Raw genomic sequence first — 26,466 nt, 5'->3', positions numbered from 1 at the left:
GAATATGAGGCATCCGATTTTATTGTCAACCGATTGGTTGAATTAATCCGTGTCGACTCCCGCGATCCGGTTTCCGGCGTCCTCGCGATAGAGCGACCAGTTCGCCGGGCATTTGTTCACCGCCTTCGGCAATCCCTGCATACCTTCGGTCACCCAGCAATCGTTGAAGATCGAGCAATAGCAGGCGCGGACCTTGAGCTTCCACCGCTCCTTGTTGAAGGTCTGCCATACGTCCTCGGATTGGGGGGTGCGCGGAAAGCTGACGAATTCGATCGTCTCGCCGGGCCGCACGGCGATTCCGGTCGAAGGCGAGGTGGAAAAGCGCAAGGCTTGCGTTTCGCTTTTTGTGCAGCAGGTCCGGAGAAGGTCGATCGGCGTGGTCATCGGCTTGCCTTCGTAACGGATTTCGATGGGGCCGAGGATTGCGGGGCCGACGCCATTGTTCGTCAGCGTCAGCGCAATATCCTGATTGCCTTCCGCGTCGCCATTGCTCGTCCCGAAGGTGACGAAGGGCATGACGCCGCCGGTCTGCATCTTCTGCGTCGCATCGGCCTGGACAAAGGCGAACCAGGCGAGCGCGAGCGACGCGATCAGCGCCGGCAGCCCGATCAGGAAATGCGCTATGGTGATCAGCGGCAGATAGCGCAGGAACCGCGATCCGATCTCGGCGGCAGACGGGGTGGGGGCGGCCGCACCCTCGGGTGCGTCGCGGTTCGGCGTCTCGGTCATCGGCTTCCTCTTCGCTTCCGGTCCCGCCCGTGCCTAGCGGGGCGCGGCGCATTTTCCAATGCGGCCCTGTCTTGCCGCATCGGGGCTTCGTCGAATCGGGGGTCGCCAGCCCCGCGCTTTATTGTTTATGTATCGGCGATGCTGACGATCTTCTCCGCGCTCGCCCCCGTGCTCGCCTTCGCCGCCCAGGCCGCGGGCGCTCCGCCACAGGCCACGCAATTGCCGCCGCCCGTTCCGCCCGTGCCGGCGCCCGTCACGCCGGTGGTCGAGGCCGATACGCGGCCCTATGTCGCGCTCGCCACCGACCTTGGCACGATCACCTTGCGGATCGAGAACAAGCGCGCGCCGGTGACCAGCGCCAATTTCCTTCGCTACGTCGATACGAAGCGGATGGACGGGTTCAAATTCTATCGTTCGACGAAGAGCTGGGGGCCGGCGAACCAGCTGATCCAGGCGGGCAACCGCGGCGATGCGCGCAAGAATTTCCCGCCGATCGCGCACGAACCGACCCAGGCAACGGGCCTCACCAATTGCAAGGGCGCCCTGTCGATGGCGCGGCTCAATCCCGGCGACGCGACGACCGACTTCTTCCTGCTCCTGTCGGACATTAAGGGCTTCGACAGCGATGCGCCGGGCGGCGACGGCGTCGGCTTCGCGGTGTTCGGCGAAGTCGTAGCGGGCGCCGACATCGCGGAGGCAATCTTCAACGCGCCGATTTCGCCGACCGCGGGCGAAGGCGTGATGGTCGGACAGATGATCGAACCGCAGGTGACGATCAAGACCGCGCGCCGCGTTCCGGCGCCGGCGGATGTTCCGCAAGGGTGCGTCGTCAAAACGCCGTAAAGCTGCGCCGAGCCCCCATCATTTATTTTGCGTTCATCTGCGCTGTGGCTATACCGCGCGCATGACTCAATCTGCCTCCTCGCGCGTGACCATGCGCTTGCTCGCCGCCGCAATGCTGATCACGCCCCTGGCCGCCTGTGCCGGCGGCGGCGGGGTCAAGAAGGATACGCGCTACGTCGCGCGCGACGTCAACACGCTGTACCGCGCGGCGCAGGACCGGCTCGACCGCAAGCAATATGGGCTTGCCGCCGCGCTGTTCGACGAGGTGGAGCGCCAGCATCCCTATTCGCCCTGGGCGCGCCGCGCGCAGCTGATGAGCTCGTTCAGCTATTATATGGACCGCGAATATACCCCGGCGATCGAGGCCGCGCAGCGCTTCCTTGCGATCCACCCGGGCAACAAGGATGCGCCCTACGCCTATTATCTGATCGGCCTCAGCTATTATGAGCAGATCAGCGACGTCACCCGCGACCAGAAAATCACGCAGCAGGCGTCGAACGCGCTTGGCGAAGTGATCCGCCGCTATCCCGACAGCCGCTATGCGGCCGACGCGCGGCTGAAGATCGACCTGGTGCAGGACCATCTCGCGGGCAAGGAAATGGAAATCGGCCGTTTCTACCAGCGCAGCTCGAACTGGCTCGCGGCGTCGATCCGTTTCCGCGAAGTCGTCGACAAGTTCCAGACGACCAGCCACACGCCCGAGGCGCTCTATCGCCTGACCGAATCCTATCTCGCGCTCGGCATCCCGTCGGAAGCGAAGAAATCGGCGGCGGTGCTCGGTGCCAACTATCCGGGCAACGAATGGTATGAGCGCGCCTACAAGCTGATGCAGCGGCACGCGCCGAGCGCGTGATCGCTCGCGCGTAGATTCTGGCTTTGTTCTGCGGTAAGGGCAGGGCATGCTGACGGCGCTTTCCATCGCCAATATCGTTCTGATCGAACGGCTCGACCTCGATTTCGAGGCCGGGCTGGGCGTGCTGACGGGCGAGACGGGGGCAGGCAAGTCGATCCTGCTCGACGCGCTCGGGCTCGCGCTCGGCGCGCGCGCCGACAGCGCGCTGGTGCGGCAGGGTACCGACAAGGCACAGGTCACCGCCAGCTTCACCGCCCCCGCGCCGGGCACGCCGCTTGCCGCGCTGCTCGCCGAAAACGAGATCGCGCAGGAAGCGGGCGAGCCGCTGCTGATCCGCCGCACGCTGAAAGCCGACGGCGGGAGCCGCGCCTTCCTGAACGACCAGCCCTGTTCGGCGGCGCTGCTGCGCGAGGTCGGCAGCTATCTCGTCGAAATTCACGGCCAGCACGACGATCGCGGGCTGCTCGCGCCCGCCGGGCACCGTGCGCTGCTCGACGCCTATGCGCGCGCCGACACGCGCGGTGTCGCTGCCGCCCACGCCGCATGGCGCGCCGCGGAGGAAAAGCTGGCCGCTGCAAGGGCTGCAATCTCCGAAGCCGAGCGCGACCGCGAATGGCTCGAACATTGTGTCGCCGAACTGCAGGCGCTTGGCCCTCAGCCGGGCGAGGAGGCCGAACTCGCCGAAGCACGCGCCGCGATGCAAAAGGGCGAAAAGCTCGCGGGCGATCTCGGCGCGATCATGGAGGCGTTCGAGGGCAGCGACAGCGGTCCGGCGCAGCTCCGCGGCGCGGCGCGGCGGCTCGACCGGCTCGCGGGGGATCATCCGCTGCTTGCCGAAGCGCTCGCGGCACTCGACCGCGCGATCATCGAGACCGACGAGGCGGAGACGAAACTCCACGAAGCTGCGCGCGCGATGGAATATGATCCCGAGCGGCTCGAGGCGACCGAAACGCGATTGTTCGAACTCAGGGCGATGGCGCGCAAGCACAATGTCCAGCCCGACGAACTCGCCGAACTCACCGGCACGCTCGCCGCGCGGCTCGACGCGATCGAGGGCGGCAGCGCGGGGCTCGCGAAGCTCGAAGCCGCGGTGGCCGAAACCGCCGCCGCCTACACCCATGCCGCGACCGCGCTGTCCGACCAGCGGAGCAAGGCGGCGACCCGCCTCGACGCCGCGGTCGCCGGCGAACTCGTGCCGCTCAAACTCGACGCCGCGCGTTTCCAGACGCTCGTCGAACGGCTGCCCGCCGAACGCTGGAGCGCCGAGGGCATGGACCGCGTCGAGTTTCTTATCTCGACGAACCCCGGCGCGCCCTTTGCGCCGCTCGCCAAGATCGCCTCAGGCGGCGAACTCTCGCGCTTCATCCTCGCGCTGAAGGTCGCACTTGCCGAAGAGGGCGGCGCCGACACGATCATCTTCGACGAAATCGACCGCGGCGTCGGCGGCGCAGTGGCGAGCGCGATCGGCGAACGGCTCGCGCGCCTCGCCGGTGCCGGCAAACAATTGCTCGCGGTGACGCACAGCCCGCAGGTCGCCGCCAAGGGTGCCGCGCATTTCATCATCGCCAAGTCGAGCGAGGGCATCGTTACGCGCACCAGTGTCCATGCGCTCGACGACGCAGGCCGCCGCGAGGAAATCGCGCGCATGCTGTCGGGCGCAGAGGTCACCGCGGAAGCGCGCGCGCAGGCCGAGCGGTTGCTGGAGAATGTATAGGAGGGGTATGTGTGGAAGGTGAATGCGGGGCGACGAAGCGCGCTCGCGGAAGATTTCTTGAACAGAAATGTTGTTGCCATCGGCTGGCGGGAAGCCGGGGATTACTCCCGCGCCCAGAGTTTTGACGAGGTTCTGAATCGAATTTCCGAGGCATATCCTGACAATAGCGAACAGCAAAAGCGTGTTAGCGCTGGTCAGATTTGGCGCTTTCTCAGGGAGGTGAGTGTCGGCGATCCCGTCATGACGTACGATCCTCGCAGTCGGCTTTATCATTTGGGTGTCGTGACTGGCGAACCAGCCTTTGCTCCGGACCAAATTGAACTCCTGCCCGTTCAGCGATCGGTGGAATGGCAATCCTCGGTGTCGCGCGACAAATTGTCCGACGCAGCACGGGGGCGGCTAGGAGCCATCCTGACCCTGTTCAAGGTCGCGCCTTCAGCGATTCAGGAATTGCGAAACCTGGCTTCCGGCGAGGAAGGCGCCTCAGCCGCGCCAGCTGAGTTGGTCGAAGACCCCGACGATGTTGCAGACCCTTTTGACGGATTGGCCGAACAAGCGATCGAACGCGTCAAGGATCGATTGCTCGCACTTGCCTGGGATGACATGCAAGAGGTCGTCGCGTCTTTGCTGCGCGCGCTGGGTTATCGGACGACGGTCTCGCCCGCCGGGCCCGATCGCGGCAAAGATATCATAGCGTCGAAGGATGGTTTCGGATTTGAGCGACCGCGGATCGTGGTTGAGGTTAAACATCGACGCGGGCAGATGGGTTCGCAAGAAATCCGAAGCTTTCTTGGTGGTCGCCACCCTGATGATCGCGGTCTCTATGTCAGCACCGGAGGTTTTACGCGAGATGCGCGTTACGAGGCCGAACGCGCTTCGACGGTGACCCACCTTATGGAGCTGGATGAATTGGCGCGGGCCCTTATCGAGCAATATGACAAGCTTGATGAAGAGGGTCGGCGCCTGCTCCCACTCACAAAAATATACTGGCCGGCGTGACCGCGCCCCACCCCCTCGATCGTCCGGTCTGGAGCATGCTCACCGGCCGGCAGGCGCACTTGGCCGAAGGCGATGCGCGCGCGGTGCGGATCGATCGCGGCTATGGCGTGTTCGGCGTTGCCGCCGATACGGGCGACGCGGCGCAGGCGGCGCTTGCCGCGCTGGTTCCGGGCGACGGCGAAATCTGGATCGTCGAGGGTGAGCCTTGGGTGGTTCCACCCGGCACGCGCGAAGTGAAACGCGCGGTGCTGGCGCAGATGGTCGCCGAGGGCCCGCCGCCCGCGCTGCGCGACGGCGAACCCGCGATCCTTGCGCTCGGCGACGAAGACGCCCCCGAAATGGCTGCGCTCGCCGACCATGCCAAGCCCGGCCCATGGGGGCCGAAGACGCATCGTTACGGCCCCTTCTTCGGCATCCGCGAAAACGGCCGCCTGCTCGCGATGGCGGGGCAGCGCATCCTTGTCCTTGGCATGGCCGAGGTCAGCGGGGTCGCGACGTGGGAGGATTGCCGCGGCCGCGGGCTCGCGCGCGCGCTGATCGGGCATGTCATGCGTGCGATGGTCGCGCGTGGCGAGACGCCTTTCCTGCACAGCTACGCCGACAATGCCGGAGCGATTGCGCTCTACGAATCGCTCGGTTTCCGCATTCGGCGCGAGGTGCATGTGCTGGCGATCGCGAAATGAACCGGCGCGAACATATGGCCGCGATGCTGGCGATGGCGGCGGCGCTGCTGCCGGTGGGTCAATTGCAGGCGCTGGAGAAGCGAATGGAAGAGCTTGTTCCCGAATATGGCCTGATCGGCCAGATGATCGCGCAGCCCGGCAAGCGCGCCGAACTGGTCGCGATCCTGTCCGAAGGGACGGGCGCGATGCCCGGCAACATGGCCTATCTGATCGGCGAGGATAGCGCGAACCCCGATGCGATCTGGATCGTCGAGCTATGGGAAACGAAGGAGGCGCACGCCGCGTCGCTAGGGCTTCCCGCGGTGCAGGACGCGATCAGTAAAGGTCGTCCATTGATTGCCGGATTTGGCATGCGCGCCGAGTTCAAGCCGGTGCGCGCTGGACACCCCTGATCCGACGTTCGGGGCTTGTCGATTTCGGCGGTGATGATATCCGCTTCTCATCAGGGGAGAGGGGGAACTTCCATGCGGAATCATTTTATGTCCATTCGCGCCGCGACGCTGTCGTTGCTAGCCGCGTTCATGCTGTTGTGCGTACCGACCGCCGCGCAGGCAGCGAAATGGTTTGTGGACAACAGCCTTGGCGATCTGAAACCCGAGGAAAAGAAGACGCCGGCAACGCCCCGGCCCGTGCAGCTGATCTTCGAATTCCAGCGCAACGGAGAGCCGAATCCGCGCGCGACGAAAGAAGTGAAGCCGTGGATCCTCGACGCACTCAAGGCGACCGGCGCTTTTACGGAGGTGGTTGAGGCACCGGTCGCGGGCGGCGCCGTACTCAGCATCAAGTTCAACAATGTCATCGCGCAGGAAGAGCTCGACAAGGCGAAGAAGGACGGCTTTCGCGCCGGTCTGGGCTTCGGGCTGTTCGGCGGCGTGGTTGCTACCGACCGTTATGACGTGGCCTTCGAATATCTGCCGGGCGAAGGCGCCGCTTCTGTCCAGACACTGGTGCAGCACGCGCTTCATATGAAATATGGCAAGAAGGACGTCGAAATTCCGGGTACACAGGTCAAGAATGTTAGTGAAGCCGTGAAGATGGTGGTGCGGCAGGCGACCGATCACGGTATCAACAATCTCGTTTCCGATCCCGCCTTTCCGCAATAAGCGCTGCGATGCGTGCCGTCCTTGCCATGGGGGTCATCGCGCTGGGTCTCGCCGCCTGCGTCCATACGCGGGTCGAAGAGACTGCGCCGTCGATCGAAACGCTGAAGCTGCTGCGCGCCGAAAAGGTGCCGGCGGTGGCTCTCGGACCCTTTGTCGATGCGGGCGGGACGGCACCGGTCGCCGGCACGGTCGTGATCCGCGGGTCGACCATGAGCCCGCCAAAAGGGAGCGGTTTTGCCGAATTTCTGCGGATGGGCTTCGCAAGGGAACTTGGGGCGGCGGGGCGGCTCGATGCCGCCGCGCCCGTCGCGATCACGGCGCGGCTGACCGAGAGCCGTGCCGGGGAAACGCGCGCGTCGATCGGCGCGCGCATCGCGGTGGTTCGTGACGGCGCCGAGCGCTTTTCGAAAGATTATCGGGTCGAAAAACGCTGGAAGGGCGACTTTATCGGCGCCATCGCTATCCCCGAGGCGTTTCGGCAGTATAATGCACTGTACCCGCTGCTCGTTCGGCAGGTTTTTTCCGATCCCGATTTCGTGAAAGCATTGAAGACGCCGTGACGACCGAAGCCGATGCCGCCAATGAACTGATGCGTCTGGCGAAGACGATCGCCTATCACGGCAAACGCTATCATGCCGAGGATGCGCCCGAGATTTCGGACGCCGATTATGACGCGCTCGTTCGCCGCAACAACGAACTCGAAGCCGCCTTTCCGCACCTGATCCGCGCCGACAGCCCGAACAATGCAGTCGGCGCCGCGGTCGAGGGGTCGCCGCTCGCGAAGGTCACCCACGCCCAGCGCATGATGAGCCTCGACAACGCCTTTTCGGGTGAGGATGTCGAGGAATTCGCCGCGCGCGTGCGGCGCTTCCTCAACCTCGACCTGGGTTCTGCGATCGCAATGACCGCCGAGGACAAGATCGACGGCCTCTCCTGCTCGCTGCGCTATGAAAAGGGCAAGCTTGTGCAGGCCGCGACGCGCGGTGACGGCAGCGTCGGCGAGGATGTCACCGCCAACGTCCGCCACATTGCCGACATTCCGCAGCAGCTGAACGGCGCCGCGCCCGACGTTTTCGAGATCCGCGGCGAAGTCTATATGGCGAAGGCCGACTTCACCGCGCTCAACGAACGCCTGATGGAAGAGGGCAGGGCGCTCGCCGCGCAGCGCGAACAGGAGTTCGATCCCGCCACCGTCCGTCAGTTCGCCAACCCGCGCAACGCCGCGGCAGGCTCGCTGCGCCAGAAGGACGCGAGCGTCACCGCGTCGCGTCCGCTGCGCTTCCTTGCGCACGGCTGGGGCGAGGTCAGCGCGCTGCCCGCCGAAACGCAATTTGAGGTGATGAAGGCGATCGAGCGTTGGGGCGCCCCGGTGTCGCCGCTGCTGACGCGCTATGAATCGGTCGCCGATATTCTCGCCCATTATGCGGAGATCGAGCGCCGCCGCGCCGACATGGATTATGACATCGACGGCGTCGTCTACAAGGTCGACAGCCTCGCTTGGCAGCAGCGGCTCGGCTTCGTCGCCAAGGCGCCGCGCTGGGCCATCGCGCATAAATTTCCCGCCGAGCGCGCGCAGACCACGCTTGAAGCCATCGATATCCAGGTCGGCCGCACGGGCAAGCTGACCCCCGTCGGGCGCCTTGTGCCCGTCACCGTCGGCGGCGTCGTCGTGTCGAACGTCACGCTCCACAACCGCGACGAGATCGGCCGATTGGGGGTGCGCCCCGGCGACCGCGTCGTCATCCAGCGCGCGGGCGACGTGATCCCGCAGGTCGTCGAGAACCTGACTCGCGACGAGGATCGCGCGCCATATATTTTCCCCGACCATTGCCCCGTCTGTAACAGCGAGGCGGTCGCCGAGGAGGGCGAGGTCGATGTGCGCTGCACCGGCGGCCTCATCTGTAATGCGCAAAAGTTCGAGCGCCTGCGCCATTTCGTCAGCCGCGGCGCGCTCGATATCGAGGGGCTGGGCGAAAAGAGCATCGCCGAGTTTCTGGAGCTGGGCTGGCTCGACAAGGGGCCGGCCGACATCTTTCGCCTGAAGGCGCACCGCGCCGATCTGCTCGGGCGCGAAGGCTGGAAGGACAAGTCGGTCGACAATCTCTTCGCTGCGATCGAGGCGAAGCGGCAGCCCGATGCCGCGCGGCTGCTTTTCGGGCTCGGCATCCGTCATGTCGGGGCGGTGACCGCGCGCGATTTGCTCAAGGGGCTCGGCGACATCCGGCGCCTTCCGGAAAAGGCCGCCGAAATTCGTAGCTATCTGGAGGCCAATCCGCGCGCTGAGGGTGAATCCGACGGCAAATATACGGCGCGCCGTGTCGAGGCATTCAAGGCGATCCTTGAAGTGCGCGCCGACGGCATCGGCATCGCGGTCGGCGAGGCGCTCGCCGATTTCTTCCACGAACCGCACAACCGCGCGTTGTGGGACGACCTCCTCTCCGAAGTCGCGCCGCCGCTCTACATCGTCGAAACGCGGACAAGCGAGGTGTCGGGCATGACGGTCGTCTTCACCGGCAAGCTCGAGACGATGAGCCGCGACGAGGCCAAGGCGCAAGCCGAAGCGCTGGGCGCCAAGGCCGCGGGCAGCGTCAGCGCCAAGACCGACCTCGTCGTCGCCGGCCCCGGCGCGGGATCGAAACTCAAGCAGGCGAGCGCGCTTGGCATCCGGGTGATCGACGAAGCCGGGTGGGCGGAGATTGTCGCGGCGGCGGGTTAGCGTGATAATAACCCGTGCGCATCATCACAGACGGCGCGGCGAAAATGCTGTGAGGGGGCCACATGGCAAAGCGTGACTATCTTCAGAATCTGATGCGCGATCTCGAATCGCATACCGAGGTGCGGCGGTTCGGCAGCGGCTGGCTGTCGGGCTTTTTCGGGCTGCTGTTTGCGATCGCCGGCTTCTTCATGGTCATCGCGCTGCGCTTCCCCGACTGGTTCGCGACCCCCGAACTCGAAATCATCAAACATTGGGGCGGTTTCCGCGGCGTCGTCCATGCGACGCTATTGATCAGCTACGGCCTCTCGCTGCTCAGCCTGCTGCTCCGGCCGCGCAAGGTGCTCGGTCTCACCGCGTTGATGATCGGGCTGGCGGCGATCCTCGTCGGCGGCGCGAACGTCCAGCCGCAGGAGACGCGCGACTGGGGTATCTTCTTCGGGCTCGACTTCTTCGTCGTGAACCTGCTCGTCACCGGCTTCATGTTCGCGCCGCTCGAGCGCGCCTTTCCGCATCGCCGGACGCAGCGCCTGTTCCGCACCGAATGGCGCGAGGATCTTTTCTATTATCTCGTCAGCACGATGTTCGTGCAGGTGCTCGGCTTCCTCGCACTCGCACCCTCGACGATCATCAACGAGAATACGAGCAATTGGGAGGCGTTCCGCGCCGGTGTCGCCTCGCTGCCGTGGATCGTCCAGTTCGGCATCGTGCTCGTCGCGTCGGATCTGGCGCAATATTTCTTCCACCGCACCTTCCACCGCTACCCCTTCCTCTGGGGCTTCCACGCGGTGCACCACAGCGCGAAATCGATGGACTGGCTCGCGGGGTCGCGGATGCATTTCGTCGAGATCATCCTGCTGCGCTCGATCACCTCGCTGCCGCTCTTCACGCTCGGTTTCGCGCCCTCGGTGATGCAGGCCTATATCGGCTTCGTCTATGTCTGGTCGTCGCTGCTGCACGCCAATGTCGGCGGCAATTTCAACCGGCTCGGCCACTGGATCGCGACCCCGCGTTTTCACCATTGGCATCACGGGCTGGAGCGCGAGGCGTTCGACGTCAATTTCGCGATCCATTTCCCGTGGATCGACAAATTGTTCGGCACCTTCCATCTGCCCAAGGACCGCTGGCCCGAAAATTACGGCATCCCCGAAGATGTGCCGAAAAACTATTGGGGCCAGTTCCTCTATCCGTGGACGCGCACCGGCAAGAAGACCGACGAGACGCCCGCTGAATAGCTTGGGGCAGAGTAGGGCAATCTGTCCGCTTGCCAGCATCGTGCCGGCGCCATAAGGCGCGGCACGTGGGCATCCTCGCCGCCTTTCGCCGTCCCGGCTTCCTGCTGCTCGTGCCGCTGCTCCTCGCGCTCGCCGCGCGCGTGCTCGTCGCGCCCGGCTGGATGATCGAATCGGATGCGGGCGGGTCGATCACCGTGCGCATCTGTTCGGACCCCGCCAACCCCGGCGGGACGATGACGATCGAGTTCGAGAAGGCTGGCGACAAGGCGGGCAGCCACGACAAGGGCGAAGCGCAGCAGCATTGCCCATGGGGCGCGCTCGCGAATGCGCCGATCGTCCCCGACCTGCCGCTACTCGCCGCGGCGCCGGTCGTCGCCGAACCCGTACCCGTCGCGGTGCCCTCGCTCGGCTTCGCGCCGGGTATCGCATCGCCGCTGCCGCCGAGTACCGGACCGCCCGCTTTCGCCTGATCCAGACCCACCGGCTGCCCGCGCTTCCCGCGGTGCGGCCCATGACTGCATTCAGCGAAAGACCTATCATGAAGACCCATTTCCACGGGGGGGCGCCGCTGCTGGCGCTCGCCGTCTGTATCGCCGCCACACCCGCCCACGCCGAAGAGGCCGACCCGACAATCATCGTCACGGCGCCCGCGCTCACCAACGAAGCCGAGGAGCGCGTAAGTCGGACCGCGGGCGGCGCCGATGTCGTCAGCCACCGCGACTATGCCGACAAGTCGATCGTCTCGCTCCGCGACACGCTCGCTTTCTCGCCCGGCGTCTATCTCCAGCCGCGCTACGGGCAGGAAGTGCGCATTTCGATCCGCGGATCGGGCCTGTCGCGCGGCTTCCACATGCGCGGGCTCACGCTGCTGCAGGACGGGGTGCCGATCAACCTTGCCGACGACAATGGCGATTTCCAGGAACTCGAACCTATCTTCTTCGACCATCTCGAGGTCTATCGCGGCGCCAACGCGCTGCGCTTCGGATCGGGAACGCTCGGCGGCGCGATCAACGGCGTCACCCCGACCGGACGCACCGCCGAGGGGTTTTACCTGCGCGCCGACGCCGGCAGCTTCGATAGCTATCGCGGGCTGGTGTCGGCGGGTGTGGCGGGTGATCGCGTCGATGCGTGGGCGGCGGTCAGCGCCGACAGCTCGGACGGCGACCGCGACCATGTCAAACGGCGCAGCTTCCGCTTCCACGGCAATGTCGGGATGCAGTTCAGCGATGTCGTGTCGAACCGGCTCTATGTCAGCTTCAACAATATCGATCAGGAAATCCCGGGCGCGCTGACGCGCACGCAGGCGCTCACCACCCCGCGCATGGCGAGCCTCGGCGCGATCGCGCTCGATCAGGCGCGCGATGTCGATTCGCTGCGCATCCAGAACCGCACGCGCTTCGACTGGGGCGCGCTGACGCTCGACGTCGGCGCTTTCCTCAACGTCAAGTCGCTCTACCACCCGATCTTCGAGGTGATCGATCAGGAGGGCGCCGATCGCGGCGGCTATTTCCGTTTCGACTATGCGGGCGATGTTATCGAGGCGACCGTCGGCGGCGAACTGCGCGTCGGCGACATCCGCTCGAAACGCTTCGTCAATCTCGCGGGCAAGCGCGGCGCGGTGCGCTTCAACGCCGATCAGGACGCGCGCGCGGCGACGCTGTATGGCGAACTGCGCGTGAAACCCGTGGAGCGGCTGTCGCTGATCGCGGGGGGCATTTACGCCGACGGCAAGCGCAAGCAGGTGATCAATTTCAATGCCGCCGCGCCGGCGCAGAATGGCACCGTCGGCCGCGCCGACTTCGATGCTTTCTCGCCCAAATTCGGCCTGTTGTTCGAACCCGTCGCCGACGTCCAGCTTTACGCCAATTACAGCCGTTCGGTCGAATTCCCCGGCTTCAACGAGCTGGCGCAGATCGCGAGCTTCGTCGCGCTCGACCCGCAGCGTGCCTGGACCGCCGAAATCGGAACGCGTGGCAAAGCCGGACCGGCGAGCTGGGACCTCACCTACTATCGCAGCGACATCAAGGGCGAGTTGCTCCAGTTCAACGTCGGCCCGACGGTCCCCGCCTCGACCTTCAACGCCGGCCGCACGCGCCACGAAGGCGTCGAGGCGGCTTTGCAGTTCGACGTCGCCGAATGGCTGCGGGTGCGGCAGGTCTATACCTACAGCAATTTCCGCTTCCGGGGCGACGCCGACTATGGCGACAACCGGCTGCCCGTGGTGCCGAAACATGTCTACCGCGCCGAACTGCGCATCGGCAGCGACGCGTTCCATGTTGCGCCGAACGTCGAATGGGTGCCCGACGGTCCTTTCGCCGACTACCATAATCTCGTCTCGACCCCCGGCTATGCGCTGATCGGCGTCACCGGCGGTGCGACGATCGCCGAAGGGATCGACGCCTTTGTCGATGTTCGCAACATCACGGGCAAAAAGGCGATTGGCGACATCAGCGCGGCGATCATGGTGACGCCGAGCTCGGCGATCTACTACCCCGTCGAACGCCGCGCGGTTTCCGCCGGTATTCGCGCGCGCTTCTAAAGGGGACGGGGGATGACCGACAGCAACCGCATTCCGCTCTATCGCACGATTTGGCGCTGGCATTTCTATGCCGGACTGTTCGTCATCCCCTTCATCCTCATCCTGTCGGTGACAGGCGCTGCCTATCTGTTCAAACCCGAGCTCGACCGGTGGGAGGAGCGCGCGTGGCGCGATTTGCCGACTGCGGGCGCGGTCGGCGCCGATGCACAGGTCGCCGCGGCGATCGCCGATTTTCCCGGCGCCAATTTTCACTATTATCGCATAGCCGAGGCGCCCGGCGACGCCGCGGTCGTCCATCTCGGCCTGTCGGGCGGGACGATGGTCGACGTTGCGGTTTCGCCGCAGGGGCGCGTGATCGGCTGGGCCGATCCCGACGAACGCCTTTCGGCATGGCTCGCGAAAATCCACGGCAGCCTGCTGATCGGACGGACGGGCGGCCTCATCGTCGAACTCGCCGCGAGTTGGGCGATCGTGATGATCCTGACCGGCCTCTATCTCTGGTGGCCGCAGGGGCGCGGGACGGCGGGAGTCGTCTGGCCGCGGCTGTCGCTGGGCGGACGTACCGCGCTGCGCGACCTTCATGCGGTGACCGGCTTCTGGGTGTCGGGCTTTGCGCTCATCCTGCTCCTCACCGCGCTGCCATGGACCGACGTCTGGGCAAGCGGCTTTCGCGCGATCCGCGCCGAAATGGGCTGGGTATCGGGCGCGCAGGACTGGAAAAGCGGGGCGGCCGGCGACCATGCCGCGCACGACCATGGCGCGATGGCGATGGCGGGCCATGCGGCCCATCCCGCACCCGCGATTCCGCTCGCGCAGATCGTCGCGCGCGCGCGCGCCGAAAATATGCCCGCCCCTGTGATCGTCCTGCCGCCCGGTGCGCCTAACCTCTTCGGTCCGCCCAACGGCAATAACTGGACCCTGACCACGCAGACGCAGAACCGCCCGCTGGTACGCAAGGTGAGCTATGACCCCACGACCGGTGCCGAGGTCGCGCGCAGCGGCTTTGCGGACAAACATGCCGTCGACCGCGTCGTCGGTTACGGCATCGCCTGGCACGAGGGGCAGCTGTTCGGTCTCGCCAACCAGCTGATCGGCGTCGCGACCGCGCTTGCGCTCGTCATGCTCGCCATTTCGGGTTTCCTGATGTGGCGCCGCCGCCGGCCGGAGGGCGCGCTGGGCGCACCGCCTGCCGCGCGCGACCCCGCGCGGCTGCGCGGCGTCGCGGCGATCGTCCTGCTGCTCGCGGCACTGCTGCCCTTGCTCGCCGCCTCGCTGATCCTGCTCTGGATCGCCGAGCGGCTGTTGCTTCCCCGCCTGCCGCGCGCGGCGCGCTGGCTCGGGGTGGCGGCCTAGCTCGTTGCCGCCGCCGGCCCCGGCGCCGACGGCACGGCGCCGGGGATACACGCGTCCATCTCCTTGTTCTCGGGAAAGATCGGCCACAGCAATTGCTGCCCCAGCGTCGCGGGCGGCAGGTTCTCCACGCCATAGCTTTGCGGATAGTGCCGCGTGATCTTCGCGGTGCCGAACAGCACGTCCCAGAAGAACAGCAGGTTCCCGAAATTGCCCTTGTAGTTCACGGCGGGATCGTCGGCGTGGCGGCCGTGGTGTGCATGGTGCGTTGCCGGGGTGCTGATCGTCCGTTCGACGACCCACATGACCGGCGACAGCGCCTTTATCCGGTACAGCGGCGCATCCCACGCGACATCGCTGTGTGCGCCGATGATCACCGCCATCTTGACGACCAGATAGCCCGCATAGAACCAGCCGAGCCCAAGATAGACGAGCACGCCCGCGAACCAGATGCTCGGCATCATCGCATAATAGATGATGTTGTTCCGGTAGACGAGCCGCACGCTCATATAGCGCGCATTATGGTGCGCGCGGTGGAGGTTGTAGAGCCAGCCGAAGCTGTGGCTCGCGCGGTGCCACCAATATTGCATCATATCCTCGCAGACGAGGAAGAGCGCGAGCGCGACGAGGAACGGCACATTCGCGAGCGCGCCCTCATATTGCGGAAAGAAGCTGTGGCCGAGTGCGCCGACGATCAGCAGGATCGTCGGCTGCGTGACGATCAGCAGCATGAAGGTGCTGATGATCTCGATGATCCCGTCGTGCCGCGATTGCTCGTCCTTCGCGAACAGGCGCGTGCGGATCAGCTCGATCAGGCAGAAGCCGAGAAAAATCGCCGCGACGATCGCGCTCGACTGGGCGGTGGTCAGGTGCATCCTCAATCTCCCTTCGCGGCCTTGCCGCTTGTTATTGCGCGCATCGTGCCGCAAAAGCGGCGACAGAAATGCAAAGATCTTATCAATTGGCGCTCGCCGAGCGCACCCGCCTCGCGGGCGACGAGCGCGACCGCCTGCTTGCGGCGCGCGATCCGCGCACGTTCGCCGACGGGCAGTTCGTCCAGCATCAGGGCGATCCCGGCGACGCCTTCTGGGCGGTGATCGAGGGACATGTGCTCGTCGGCCGCTATGCCGAGGACGGCGCCTTCACCGCCTTTGCGGTACTCGGGCCCGGCGATATTTTCGGCGAGCTTGCTTTCTTCACCGGCATGGAACGACAGGTCGATGCCATCGCCAGCGGCCCCGCGCGGCTTGTCGCGATCGACCGGCCACTGCTCCGCCGGCTGATGCAGGAGGATGTCGGCTGGGCCGAGCTGCTGCTGCGCAGCCTCGGGCGCCAGCTCGCGGTGTCGCTCGACATTATCGATGCCGAGCGGCGGCTGCCGACGGCCGAGCGGCTGCGGCGCCTGCTCGCGGCGATGGCGGCCGACGCGCCCGATGGCTGCACGGTCGCCGCGACGCAGCAGCAGCTCGCCGACCTGCTCGGCGTGTCGCGCGTGACGCTCGGTGCCGCGCTCCGCGAGTTGGAGGCGCGCGGCGCACTCACCCGCGGCTACGGCTGCATCAGGCTGCGCACGCCGCTATCGCGCGAGGGGTGAGGGCGCTATAGCATTGGCCATGGCCCGTCTCCTCCGCCTCCTCGCTCTCTTCACGGCAATGTTTCTGGCGCCGCTCGCGATGGCGCAGGAGCGGGGTCCCGTCGTGCTCGCCGCCGCCAGCCTGCAGGAATCGCTGACCGAAGCGGCGAACGCCTGGGCCGCTAGGGGGCATGCCCGACCCGTGATCTCCTTCGCCGCCTCGTCGGCGCTCGCGCGGCAGGTCATCGCCGGCGCGCCTGCCGACCTCTTCCTGTCGGCCGACGAGGAATGGATGGACGCGGTGGCCAAAGCGGGCCTGCTGCGCGCCGGCACGCGTACGACATTGCTCGGCAACCGGCTCGTCCTCATCGCTCCGGTATCGAGCACGGTCCGGCTGACCCCGGCCCGCGGCTTCCCGCTCGCGCGGGCGCTCGGCTCGGGCCGCCTCGCGCTCGCCGATCCCGATGCGGTGCCCGCCGGCAAATATGCAAAGGTCGCGCTCACGCGTCTCGGCGTCTGGGGCCGCGTCGCCGCCAGGGTCGCTCCGGCAGAAAATGTCCGCGCCGCGCTGGCGCTCGTCGAACGCGGCGCCGCGCCGCTCGGCATCGTCTATGCAACCGACGCGCGCGCGTCGAAGGCGGTGCGCGTCGTCGGCACCTTCCCCGCGGCAAGCCATCCGCCGATCCGCTATCCGGTGGCGCAGCTCAAGGCGTCGCGCAGCAAGGATGCCGCAGGTTTCCGCGCCTTCCTCCTCTCGAAGCAGGGCCGCGCCATCTTTGCCCGCCACGGCTTTTCGGCGCCCTGATGCTGTCACCCGAAGAATGGGGTATCGTCGCGCTGTCGCTGAAGGTCGGCGGGGTCGCGGTGCTTGCGACGCTTCCCATCGCCTTCGGTCTCGCATGGGTGCTCGCGCGCTACCGCTTTCCGGGCCGCGTCCTCCTCGACGGGCTCGTCCATCTGCCGCTCGTCGTTCCGCCGGTCGTCACCGGCTGGCTGCTGCTCATCGCCTTCGGTCCATTGGGTCCCGTCGGCGGCTGGCTCGACCGCTGGTTCGGCGTGACCTTGATGTTCCGCTGGACCGGCGCCGCGCTCGCCGCTGCGATCATGGCGCTGCCGCTGATGGTGCGCGCAATGCGGCTGTCGATCGAGGGCATCGACCGGCGGCTCGAGGGCGCGGCGCGCACGCTCGGCGCGACGCCTTGGCACAGCTTCTGGAGCGTCAGCCTGCCGCTCGCGCTCCCCGGGGTGCTCGCCGCGCTCGTCCTCGGTTTCGCGCGTTCGATCGGCGAATTCGGCGCGACGATCACCTTCGTCTCGAACATCCCCGGCGAAACGCGTACCTTGCCGCTCGCCATCTATTCGGCGCTGCAGGTGCCGGGCGGCGAAGCGATGGTGACGCGGCTCGCGCTGCTTTCGGTCGCGCTGTCGCTCGCCGCGCTGGTCCTGTCCGAATGGCTCGTGCGCCGCACCCACCGTGAAAGCCGGCGCCATGGCGATTGATATCGACGTCGCAAAGCGGCGCGGCGACCGGATCGTCGAAACGCGCTTCACGGCCGGCCCGGGGCTCACGGCGCTGTTCGGCCCCTCGGGCGCCGGCAAGACGAGCATCCTCAATATGGTCGCAGGGCTGCTTCGGCCCGACCGCGGCCATATCCGCGTCGGCGACCGGATATTGTTCGGCGATGGCATCGACCTGCCGCCCGAGGCGCGCCGAGTCGGCTATGTCTTTCAGGACGGCCGGCTCTTTCCGCACCGCCGCGTGCGCGCGAACCTGCTCTACGGCCACGACCTCGCGCAACCCGCGAACCGTTGGATGACACCCGAAGAAGCCGTCGCCTTCCTCGGCATCGGCGAGCTTCTCGACCGTTGGCCGCACAGCCTGTCGGGCGGCGAGGCGCAGCGCGTCGCGATCGGGCGGGCGTTGCTCGCGGGTCCCGAAATCCTGTTGATGGACGAGCCGCTCTCGTCGCTCGATGCCGCGCGGCGGGGCGATATCATGGCGGTGATCGAGCGGATTCGCGACGAGCTCAAACTGCCGATCCTCTATGTCAGCCACGATCGCGCCGAGGTCGACCGGCTCGCGACGACGGTCGTGACGCTCGGCGGATGAAGTTTCACCTGAAACCATTTCTGTGATAGGGTGCGGACATGGAAAGCCAGTTTACCCACGTCCATGACACGCCGCCGCCCGGCGCCGCGGCAGACTGGACGATTTCGCAAAATTGGGACGCCTTCACCGCCGACGAACATGCGATGTGGGACCGGCTGTTCGCGCGCCAGTCGGACATGCTGCCCGGCCGCGCGTCCGACGCCTTCCTGCGCGGGATCGACGTTCTGCGCCTCGAAAAACCGGGCATTCCCGATTATCGCGAACTCAATGCGCGGCTGATGGCCGCGACGGGGTGGCAGGTCGTCGCGGTGCCGGGGCTCGTGCCCGACGACGTGTTTTTCGACCATCTCGCGAACCGGCGCTTCCCCGCAGGCAATTTCATCCGCACGCCGCAGCAGCTTGACTATCTGCAGGAACCCGACGTTTTCCACGACGTTTTCGGCCATGTCCCGATGCTCGCCGACCCCGTGTTCGCCGACTATATGGTCGCCTATGGCGAGGGCGGGCTGCGCAGCCTGAAATTCGACGCGCTGAAACAGCTCGCGCGGCTTTACTGGTATACGGTCGAATTCGGGCTCATTCGCGAAGCGGGTGGTCTGCGCATCTATGGCGCCGGTATCGTCTCGTCCTATGCAGAGAGCGTGTTCGCGCTCGACAGCGACAGCCCGAACCGCATCGGCTTCGATCTCGCGCGGGTGATGCGCACCGATTACCGGATCGACGATTTCCAGCAGAATTATTTCGTCATCGACAGCCTCGAGCAACTGCTCGACACGACGGTGAATATCGATTTCGCGCCGCTCTATGCCGCCAATGCCGCGCTACCGCCGATCCCGATCGCCGACATATTGTCGGAAGATGCGGTGGTGACGCGCGGCACGCAGGAATATGCGCTCGCAAAGAGCGGCTGATTTTCCGGTTGTCGGCGCGCGCCGGGCCCGCCTAATATCGGTGCGGGAGGATCCTGTGTTCCGGAAATTGCGCGATATGCTGGGCGGTGCGAAGGATGGCGGCGGCGACGCCGGTCCACCCGATCGCATCGAACCGATTCACCTCGCCGAAAGCGATCTCGACGATGGCGACCTGCCGCCCGACGAACCCGACCGGTCGCTCGACGCGGCGATCCATTATCTGGACGCGCTTACCAATGCGCATAACGCGACGTGGCGCCTCGGGACGGCGCGTTGGGATGCCGATCTGGAGGCCGGAACGATCGTGTTCACCAATGAACGCGGATGGAAGATCGTGGCGCCAGTGCAGGTTGTAGGTACGCTGAACACCTTGGACGGCACCTGGCTTTGGGGTTGGGACCATCCCTCGGTTCCCGAACCGCTCCGCGCCGACGCCGCGCTGGTTCGCGATTTCGGTGCGAAGCACGGACTGGAAGCCTTCACGACCCGCCATATCGAGGCGAGCGAAGAGGATGCGTGGCAATTCGCCGCGCTCGCAGCCTATCTGGCCAAGGCGCAGGGCGCTTATCGCGGCCCGTCGGGCTCGACGATGATCTTCATGACCTTCGGCACGCTGACGATCTCCGCGGACTGATCCTTACCAGCTACCGAAACTGGCGTCCGCCGGGTCCGAACGGTGAAAGGCGCGTTCCTTGCGCCGCCAGCCGTAACGGCGGCGCTTGACGAGCAGCAGGCACGGCCATTCGGCGCTGCCGCCGCGCGCGGCGAGGCGGAAGCCCTGCGCACGATAGGCGGCGAGCACCGGTTCCATCTGGCGCGCGATCAGCCCGGCGAGGATGGCGTGGCCGCCCGGCGCGGTCGCCGCGGCGATATCGGGCGCCAGCGTGATCAGCGGCCCGGCAAGGATGTTCGCGATGACCAGGTCATAGGGCGCGCGATGACGGATCGCGGGATGGTCGGTCCCCGGCGCGACCGCGAGCGCCAGCCGCCCGCCGCTGCGGCCGAGCGGCACCCGGTTGATCGCGGCATTGTCGCGCGTCACGAAAATGCTCGCGGGGTCGATGTCCGACGCGATCGTTCGCGCGCGCGGCCACAGCGACATGGCAGCAAAGGCGAGCAGCCCGGTGCCGGTGCCGATATCGGCGATGTTGCGCGGACTCGCGCCCTGCCGCGCCAGCCGGTCGAGCATGGCAAGGCACCCCGCGGTCGTGTCGTGGCCGCCGGTTCCGAATGCCTGGCTCGCGTCGATCAGGAAGGATGTCGTACCCGCCGGCACGCGGTCGGCGTGGCTGCTCGTATGCACGAAAAAGCGACCCGCCTGCACGGGCTCGAGCCCCTGCTGCGACAGCGTGACCCAATCCTCTTCGGGCAATTGCTCGACGATGGGCTTCATACCCTTTGCGCTCGGCACGAACGACTGGAGCAGGGTCAGCAACGCCGCGCTAGGCCTGGCATCCATATAGGCGTCGAGCTGCCACAGTCCGGCGTCCTCGTCGATTTCGCGCGTCACGACGACGGGCGCCTCGGGCAGGGCGTCGAGTTCGGGTATCTCGCCCGACAGCGCCTCGGCCTCGGCGCGGGTGCAGGGGAGGGAAACGATCCAGCTCATCTAGCGGACATAGCTCGCGCCGTTCACGTCGAGCACCGCGCCGGTCATCGAGGCGGGGGCGTCGAGCGCACACCAGCGCGCCATTTCGCCGACTTCGTCCGGCATCGCGACGCGGCCCAGCGGAATGTCGGCGAGCAATTTGTCACCGCCGCGGCTCGCCAGATATTCGTCGGCCATGCCCGTCATCGTGAAGCCGGGGCAGATCGCGAAGGCGAGGATGCCGTCCTTCGCATAGCCGCGCGCGATCGTCTTGGTCATCGCGACCATGCCCGATTTCGACGCCGCATAATGCCAGTGCGCCGGGCTATCGCCGCGATACGCCGCGCGGCTCGCGATATTGACGATGCGGCCGGCGGACCCGCGATCCTGCCAGTGCCGTACGGCATGGCGGCACAGCTGCGCGCTGGCGGTCAGATTGACCTGCAATGTGCGGTTCCAGTTCGCCAGCCAATCGGCATCGCTGTCATCGATCGGATTGGCCTCGAACACCCCGGCGTTGTTCACCAGCACGTCGATGCGGCCGCCGAGCCGATCGAGGCTCGCCCGCCACAGCCGGTCGGGGGTGGCTGGGTCGGCGAGGTCGCCGTCGGCGCTCGACAGCGCGACGACGCGCGTCGCGTCGGTGGTCAGGGCTTCGGCGATCGCCGCGCCGATGCCGCGGCTCGCGCCGGTGATCAGGATATGCGTGCTCATGCCCCCGCCTTAGGCAGCGGGGCAGGGCTTGCCAAGCAGGGGAAGTGGCAGTTTTACGCCACGCGCCTGCTGAAATCGCTTGCGGCTTTTTCCAGCTGTTGCAACCGGCCGCCCATCCGCGCGAATTCCTCGCTCAGCGTGCTGATTTCGCCCGCGACCATCCCCGAATCGTTGCGGATGCTTGCGATCGTCGACGACATGCTGTCCGCGGCGAGCGCGGTTTCGTCGACCGCGGCGGTGATCGAGGTGACCGTCTGCGCCTGCGCGTCCATCGCGTCGCGGATACGCTGCGCCGAACGCTGCACTTCGACGATCGTCTGCTGGATCGACTGGTTCGCCGACACGGATCCGCGCGTCGCCTGCTGGATCGCGGTGATCTTGCCCGCGATATCGTCGGTCGCGCGCGCGGTTTCGTTGGCGAGGCTCTTCACCTCCTGCGCGACGACGGCAAAGCCGCGGCCCGATTCGCCGGCGCGCGCGGCTTCGATCGTCGCGTTCAAGGCGAGAAGGTTGGTTTGTCCGGCGATCTCGCGGATCAGGCCGAGGATCGATTCGATCGATTCGGCATGGTGCGACAGCGCTTCGGACATCGCGACGGCTTCGCCCGCCTGTTCGGATGCGCGCGTCGCGACCGTCGCCGATGCTTCGACCTCGCTGCGGGCATCCTCGATCGCGCGGATCAGGCCCGCGGCGGTCGAGGCGGCTTCGCGCATCGCCATCGCCGATTGTTCGGACGCGGCGGCGACTTCGCTCGTCTTGGCGATCATGCCCTTTGCCGCCTGGTCGGCCGAGGCCGCCTGCCGCGCCAGCTGTTCGCGCACGCCGTCGGTATCCTGCACCAGCGACGCGATCGAACGGTCGAAATCGCCCGCCAGCGCCTGTCGCTCGCTCGAAAAGACGGCGCGGTCGAGCTTGGCCGCATAACGCTGCATGATGTCGAATTCGAGCAGCGCGAGCCGGTTGATCGCGCTCGTCAGGCGCGCCAGGCGCTCGGGTTCGCCAATGCACGCGTCGACGACATATTCGATCGTCAGCCGCTGGCTCTCGGCGATGCACGACATGACCGATGCGAGCGGCAGTTTCACGCGCCGCGCCATATGGGTGTTCTGGCACGCGATCGTCGCGACTTCCTGCCCGGCGGCATCGGCATATTTGGTGAAGGTGTGGCGCGCGCTGCCGCGGACATAGCTGTCGTAAAGTTCGCCCTCGACCTTGCGCTCGACGCCGGGAAGCAGGTTGAACGCGTCCCAATAGGCGCGCGCGACCGCTTCCTCGCGGCCCGCGATGATCGCGTGGATTTCGGCCCCGCAGGCGGCGAGCCGGCCGTCGAGGTCGTAATAGGGAAAACGCTCCGACATCAAAACCGGATCGATCTGCTGCTTATGAATCGGATTGTCCTTCACCATGATCTTGGCTTCCCTGATCACCCCAAAGACGCGCGGGTCTGTCGCCACGCAGTCATCTTGCGAAACTGGTGAACGGGATATGCGATGAAGTGGTAAATTCGCCGTTAACCGGCGGATGCGACCGGATAGCCCTCGAACGCCTTGATCGTGCGCAGCGCAAAGGCGCTGTGCATCGCCGCGACGCCGGGCAGGCGCGACAGGCAGTGGCGGTGCAGCCGGTCGAAATCGGCGACGTTGCGCGCCGCGACGCGGAGGCGGTAATCGGACGCGCCCGACAACAGCTGGCACTCCAATATCTCGTCGAAGCTTTTCACCGCGCTTTCGAACGCGGTCAGCGCCTCTTCGCTCTGCGAGGTCAGGCTGATGTCGACGAACACGTCGAGTCCCAGTCCGATGCGGTCGGGGGCGAGCCGCGCCGCATAGCCGGTGATGATCCCCGCCGCCTCGAGCGCGCGGATGCGGCGGTGGCACGCCGATGCCGACAGCCCGACGATCTCGCCAAGCTCGGCGGCGGGCTTGGGGCCTTCGCGTTGCAGCAGGTGAAGCAGCTTTGCGTCGATGCGATCAATCATATTGCGCGATCTGCCCATATGGCGCGAAAATCTCGCGTGCTTGTGCAGAATCAAAGGAGCATATGCAAGCACCTCGCACCGTTTTCCTGCTAAAAGCGCCGACAAGTTTTCGGCGGCCATAGTCGATCGCCGATGACATCCATATTCGGAGAGCGACCATGATCATCGGCACCCCCAAGGAAATCAAGAACCACGAATATCGCGTCGGCCTGACTCCCGAAAGCGCCCGCGAACTCGTCGTCCACGGCCACCGCGTGCTGGTCCAGACCGGCGCCGGCGAAGGCATCGGGGCGCACGACCGCTATTATGTCGAGGCGGGCGCCGAGATCGTCCAGAGTGCCGAAGAAATCTTCGCGATGTGCGAGATGATCGTGAAGGTGAAGGAACCCCAGCCCGTCGAGCGCGCGATGCTGCGCGAAGGGCAGATCCTCTACACCTACCTCCACCTCGCGCCCGATCCCGACCAGACGCGCGACCTGATGAAGTCGGGCGCGATCTGCATCGCCTATGAAACCGTCACCAGCCCGCACGGCGGCCTGCCGCTCCTGAAGCCGATGAGCCAGGTCGCGGGGCGCATGTCGATTCAGGCCGGCGCGACCGCGCTCGAAAAGGCGCATGGCGGCCGCGGCGTGCTGCTCGGCGGCGTTCCTGGTGTCGCGCCGGGCAAGGTGTGCGTGATCGGCGGCGGCGTCGTCGGTTTCAACGCGGCGCAGATGGCGGCCGGGCTCGGCGCCGACGTCACCATCCTCGACCGCGATCCCGAAGTGCTCGAACGCGTCGGTACCTTTTTCGAGGCACGCGCGAAGACGCGCTTTTCGAACCGCGCCAATCTCGCCGAATGCGTTGCCGAGGCCGACCTCGTGATCGGCGCGGTGCTGATCCCCGGCGCCGAGGCGCCGAAGCTCGTGACGCGCGACATGCTCGGCACGATGCGTCCGGGCTCGGTGCTCGTCGACGTCGCGATCGACCAGGGCGGCTGCTTCGAGACGAGCCATGCGACGACGCACGCCGACCCGACCTATGTCGTCGACGGCATCGTCCATTATGCGGTCGCCAACATGCCCGGTGCGGTCGCGCGTACCAGCACCTATGCCCTCAACAATGTCACGCTGCCGCACGCGCTCCGCATCGCCGACCTCGGCTGGAAGGAAGCTTTGAAACGCGACGTGCATCTTGCGCAGGGTTTGAACGTTTGGAATGGTAAGGTGACGTTCGAGGCCGTAGCCGAAGCGATCGGAACCGATTATGTGCCTGTTGATCAGGCACTCGCCTGACAACAAGGACATAGAGAGACGATGACCGACCAAGTGCCGCCTCCCCCGCCGCCTCACGACGACGAACAGGAAGAAAATGAAGTGCTGCGTGCCGCGCGCGAGCGTCAGCAGCAGCGCGAGGCGGCCGAGGCCACCGAAGCCGCCGACAAGGAAGCGGGCAAGGGCAAGCGCGGCTGGAAGACGGCCGCTGCCGCCGGGCTCGGTATCGGATCGGCGGCGGTGATCGCTGCCCTGCTTTACGCGAACCGCGGCAAGATCAAGTGAGCATGGTCCCGCCGTCTTCGGGCGTGCGGGGCGCCTGATGCGAACGGTCGCCCGTCTTTGGGCGTCGGTTGTCGCGCTCGCGGTGCTCCAGCCGGCGATGGCGGAACCGCGTGCTGCGCCGCTGCCGTGGAGCGCGCCCGCGACGACAAAGGTTGCGACCGAGGAGCGCCGCTTCACGAACGGCGACACCGAGCTTGCCGGAACGCTCTATATGCCGGCGAACCGCAGGCCGGTGGCCGCGGTCGTCGTCACGCACAGCGCCTCCTCGCCGCTCCGCGATGCGTCGCTCTACGACCATCTCAAGACCGCCCTCCCGGCGCTCGGCATCGCGGTTTTCGCCTATGACCGGCGCGGATCTGGGCAGTCGGGCACGAAGACGGCCGGGGGCGATTTTACCCTGCTCGCCGACGATGCGATCGCTGCGGTGCAAAGCCTGAAGGGCGACGCGCGCATCGATTCTAGGCGGATCGGCATCTGGGGGCTGAGTCAGGGCGGATGGATCGGCCCGCTCGCGGCTTCGCGCAGCGCCGACGTCGCCTTTGTGGTTGCGGTGTCGGCGCCCGTCGTCACCGCCGATGTGCAGATGCTGTTTTCGTCGACCAATCACCTGATCGCCAACGGGCATTCGCAGGGCGAAATCGACCAGATGACCGCGACGCGCAAAGCGGTCGATGCCTATATGCGCGGGTCGGGAAGCCGCGAGGCGGCGCAGAAAATGATCGACGCGGCGAAGACACAGCCGTGGTTCAAATATACTTATATGGGCGAAACCGTCCGCGACCGCGCGGTTTCGGGCTGGCGCCGCGAGATCGAGAACGACCCGCTCAAGAATCTGTCGGCGGTCGCTGTCCCCACGCTTGTCCTTTATGGCGCCGACGATGCCGTCGTACCCGTCGCTGTATCGGTCGACCGCCTGCGCGCGATTGCGGCGCAAATGCCGAAGATGACCGTGCACAGCATCGCCGGGGCCGATCATGCGATGGAGGTATCGGCCGACCGGTCGATCTCGCTCGACCCGAAGCACGACGGCACCGAGAGCCCAGATTCAGCGGAATATCTGGCGCTTCTGGCGGGCTGGTTGACAGCTGAAGGCTTTGCCGCGCGCTAAAGATTCGCCGGCGGCATCGCTTCCTCCGCGCAGATGGATAGTCCGCTTTGGGGTGGAGAGCGGACGTTGAGCTACCCCACTTCGGTCATCCCGGGCCTTGACCCGGGACCCGCCTTTCTTCTGGCTGACGGTGAAAGGAAAGGCAGGCCCCGGGTCAAGCCCGGGGTGACGATGATGGAGAGGCA

General features: G+C 66.2%; 28 protein-coding genes. 22 read left to right on the top strand and 6 right to left on the bottom strand.

The window, feature by feature from the left end:
- Positions 1–42: 42 nt before the first annotated feature.
- Positions 43–729, bottom strand: a complete 687-nt coding sequence (locus VGU00_RS08650; RefSeq protein ID WP_327467529.1) for a hypothetical protein — start codon at positions 727–729, stop codon at positions 43–45.
- Between the two features lie 138 nt (positions 730–867).
- Here VGU00_RS08650 and VGU00_RS08645 point away from each other — a divergent pair, with 138 nt between their 5' ends.
- The 13 genes from VGU00_RS08645 (at position 868) to VGU00_RS08585 (ending at position 14,764) form a co-directional block, all read left to right on the top strand.
- The gene (locus VGU00_RS08645) at positions 868–1,572 is read left to right on the top strand and encodes a peptidylprolyl isomerase (RefSeq protein WP_327467527.1); all 705 of its coding nucleotides are present in this window, start codon (positions 868–870) and stop codon (positions 1,570–1,572) included.
- A 61-nt stretch (positions 1,573–1,633) separates the two neighbouring features.
- The gene (locus VGU00_RS08640) at positions 1,634–2,425 is read left to right on the top strand and encodes an outer membrane protein assembly factor BamD (protein ID WP_327467525.1); all 792 of its coding nucleotides are present in this window, start codon (positions 1,634–1,636) and stop codon (positions 2,423–2,425) included.
- Positions 2,426–2,471: 46 nt separating this feature from the next.
- Positions 2,472–4,139, top strand: a complete 1,668-nt coding sequence (gene recN, locus VGU00_RS08635; RefSeq protein ID WP_327467523.1) for a DNA repair protein RecN — start codon at positions 2,472–2,474, stop codon at positions 4,137–4,139.
- A gap of 9 nt (positions 4,140–4,148) precedes the next feature.
- Positions 4,149–5,138 carry a restriction endonuclease gene (locus VGU00_RS08630; RefSeq protein WP_327467521.1) on the top strand — a complete coding sequence of 330 codons (990 nt, stop codon included), beginning with the start codon at positions 4,149–4,151 and terminating at the stop codon, positions 5,136–5,138.
- Positions 5,135–5,821, top strand: a complete 687-nt coding sequence (locus tag VGU00_RS08625; protein WP_327467519.1) for a GNAT family N-acetyltransferase — start codon at positions 5,135–5,137, stop codon at positions 5,819–5,821. The genes VGU00_RS08630 and VGU00_RS08625 overlap by 4 nt, the downstream gene beginning before the upstream one ends.
- Complete coding sequence (locus VGU00_RS08620) at positions 5,818–6,213, top strand: putative quinol monooxygenase (protein WP_327467516.1); 396 nt, start codon at positions 5,818–5,820, stop codon at positions 6,211–6,213. Before VGU00_RS08625 ends, VGU00_RS08620 begins: the two co-directional genes overlap by 4 nt.
- 33 nt (positions 6,214–6,246) lie before the next feature.
- Positions 6,247–6,924: a hypothetical protein gene (locus VGU00_RS08615; protein ID WP_327467514.1), complete on the top strand. Its 678-nt coding sequence runs from the start codon at positions 6,247–6,249 to the stop codon at positions 6,922–6,924.
- Positions 6,925–6,932: 8 nt separating this feature from the next.
- On the top strand, positions 6,933–7,484 hold the full coding sequence (locus VGU00_RS08610) for a hypothetical protein (protein WP_327467512.1): 552 nt from the start codon (positions 6,933–6,935) through the stop codon (positions 7,482–7,484).
- Between the two features lie 29 nt (positions 7,485–7,513).
- Positions 7,514–9,640: an NAD-dependent DNA ligase LigA gene (gene ligA / locus VGU00_RS08605; protein WP_414713519.1), complete on the top strand. Its 2,127-nt coding sequence runs from the start codon at positions 7,514–7,516 to the stop codon at positions 9,638–9,640.
- A gap of 62 nt (positions 9,641–9,702) precedes the next feature.
- Positions 9,703–10,872, top strand: coding sequence for a sterol desaturase family protein (locus tag VGU00_RS08600; RefSeq protein WP_327467510.1), 1,170 nt, complete (start codon positions 9,703–9,705; stop codon positions 10,870–10,872).
- Positions 10,873–10,937: 65 nt separating this feature from the next.
- A complete protein-coding gene (locus VGU00_RS08595) occupies positions 10,938–11,342 on the top strand; it encodes a DUF2946 family protein (protein ID WP_327467508.1) in 405 nt (134 codons plus the stop codon).
- A 68-nt stretch (positions 11,343–11,410) separates the two neighbouring features.
- On the top strand, positions 11,411–13,411 hold the full coding sequence (locus VGU00_RS08590; protein ID WP_327467506.1) for a TonB-dependent receptor: 2,001 nt from the start codon (positions 11,411–11,413) through the stop codon (positions 13,409–13,411).
- A gap of 12 nt (positions 13,412–13,423) precedes the next feature.
- Positions 13,424–14,764, top strand: a complete 1,341-nt coding sequence (locus VGU00_RS08585) for a PepSY domain-containing protein (RefSeq protein WP_327467504.1) — start codon at positions 13,424–13,426, stop codon at positions 14,762–14,764.
- Here the strand turns inward: VGU00_RS08585 and VGU00_RS08580 are convergent.
- Complete coding sequence (locus VGU00_RS08580; RefSeq protein ID WP_327467502.1) at positions 14,761–15,636, bottom strand: sterol desaturase family protein; 876 nt, start codon at positions 15,634–15,636, stop codon at positions 14,761–14,763. The two genes, VGU00_RS08585 and VGU00_RS08580, sit on opposite strands and share 4 nt — an antisense overlap.
- Before the next feature lie 68 nt (positions 15,637–15,704).
- Here VGU00_RS08580 and VGU00_RS08575 point away from each other — a divergent pair, with 68 nt between their 5' ends.
- The 6 genes from VGU00_RS08575 to VGU00_RS08550 are packed head-to-tail and all read left to right on the top strand — an operon-like array spanning position 15,705 to position 19,989.
- Positions 15,705–16,355, top strand: coding sequence for a Crp/Fnr family transcriptional regulator (locus VGU00_RS08575; protein ID WP_327467500.1), 651 nt, complete (start codon positions 15,705–15,707; stop codon positions 16,353–16,355).
- Positions 16,356–16,374: 19 nt separating this feature from the next.
- Positions 16,375–17,139: a molybdate ABC transporter substrate-binding protein gene (gene modA, locus VGU00_RS08570; protein ID WP_327467498.1), complete on the top strand. Its 765-nt coding sequence runs from the start codon at positions 16,375–16,377 to the stop codon at positions 17,137–17,139.
- Positions 17,139–17,834: a molybdate ABC transporter permease subunit gene (gene modB / locus VGU00_RS08565; RefSeq protein ID WP_327467496.1), complete on the top strand. Its 696-nt coding sequence runs from the start codon at positions 17,139–17,141 to the stop codon at positions 17,832–17,834. Before modA ends, modB begins: the two co-directional genes overlap by 1 nt.
- Positions 17,824–18,444, top strand: coding sequence for a molybdenum ABC transporter ATP-binding protein (locus VGU00_RS08560; RefSeq protein WP_327467494.1), 621 nt, complete (start codon positions 17,824–17,826; stop codon positions 18,442–18,444). Before modB ends, VGU00_RS08560 begins: the two co-directional genes overlap by 11 nt.
- A gap of 38 nt (positions 18,445–18,482) precedes the next feature.
- A complete protein-coding gene (phhA, locus tag VGU00_RS08555) occupies positions 18,483–19,355 on the top strand; it encodes a phenylalanine 4-monooxygenase (RefSeq protein ID WP_327467492.1) in 873 nt (290 codons plus the stop codon).
- 55 nt (positions 19,356–19,410) lie between these two features.
- Positions 19,411–19,989 (top strand): DUF6882 domain-containing protein, encoded by a 579-nt coding sequence (locus VGU00_RS08550; protein ID WP_327467490.1) that lies wholly within the window; start codon positions 19,411–19,413, stop codon positions 19,987–19,989.
- A 3-nt stretch (positions 19,990–19,992) separates the two neighbouring features.
- Here the strand turns inward: VGU00_RS08550 and VGU00_RS08545 are convergent, their stop codons facing one another.
- From VGU00_RS08545 to VGU00_RS08530, 4 genes are all read right to left on the bottom strand, one after another.
- Positions 19,993–20,964, bottom strand: coding sequence for a 50S ribosomal protein L11 methyltransferase (locus tag VGU00_RS08545; protein ID WP_327467488.1), 972 nt, complete (start codon positions 20,962–20,964; stop codon positions 19,993–19,995).
- The gene (locus VGU00_RS08540; RefSeq protein WP_327467486.1) at positions 20,965–21,657 is read right to left on the bottom strand and encodes an SDR family oxidoreductase; all 693 of its coding nucleotides are present in this window, start codon (positions 21,655–21,657) and stop codon (positions 20,965–20,967) included. It lies immediately after the preceding gene.
- Between the two features lie 53 nt (positions 21,658–21,710).
- On the bottom strand, positions 21,711–23,063 hold the full coding sequence (locus tag VGU00_RS08535) for a methyl-accepting chemotaxis protein (RefSeq protein ID WP_414713518.1): 1,353 nt from the start codon (positions 23,061–23,063) through the stop codon (positions 21,711–21,713).
- A gap of 104 nt (positions 23,064–23,167) precedes the next feature.
- Positions 23,168–23,635 carry an Lrp/AsnC family transcriptional regulator gene (locus tag VGU00_RS08530; protein WP_327467482.1) on the bottom strand — a complete coding sequence of 156 codons (468 nt, stop codon included), beginning with the start codon at positions 23,633–23,635 and terminating at the stop codon, positions 23,168–23,170.
- A 158-nt stretch (positions 23,636–23,793) separates the two neighbouring features.
- On the opposite strand from VGU00_RS08530, the gene ald reads away from it, so the two are divergent.
- The 3 genes from ald to VGU00_RS08515 are packed head-to-tail and all read left to right on the top strand — an operon-like array spanning position 23,794 to position 26,281.
- A complete protein-coding gene (gene ald / locus VGU00_RS08525; protein WP_327467480.1) occupies positions 23,794–24,909 on the top strand; it encodes an alanine dehydrogenase in 1,116 nt (371 codons plus the stop codon).
- A 21-nt stretch (positions 24,910–24,930) separates the two neighbouring features.
- Positions 24,931–25,173, top strand: a complete 243-nt coding sequence (locus VGU00_RS08520) for a hypothetical protein (protein WP_327467478.1) — start codon at positions 24,931–24,933, stop codon at positions 25,171–25,173.
- Between the two features lie 37 nt (positions 25,174–25,210).
- On the top strand, positions 25,211–26,281 hold the full coding sequence (locus tag VGU00_RS08515) for an alpha/beta hydrolase family protein (protein ID WP_327467476.1): 1,071 nt from the start codon (positions 25,211–25,213) through the stop codon (positions 26,279–26,281).
- The last annotated feature ends 185 nt before the right edge of the window (positions 26,282–26,466 follow it).

The organism is Sphingopyxis sp. (assembly GCF_035944815.1).
Lineage (GTDB): Bacteria > Pseudomonadota > Alphaproteobacteria > Sphingomonadales > Sphingomonadaceae > Sphingopyxis.
This window is presented reverse-complemented; position numbering and strand designations above follow the sequence as displayed.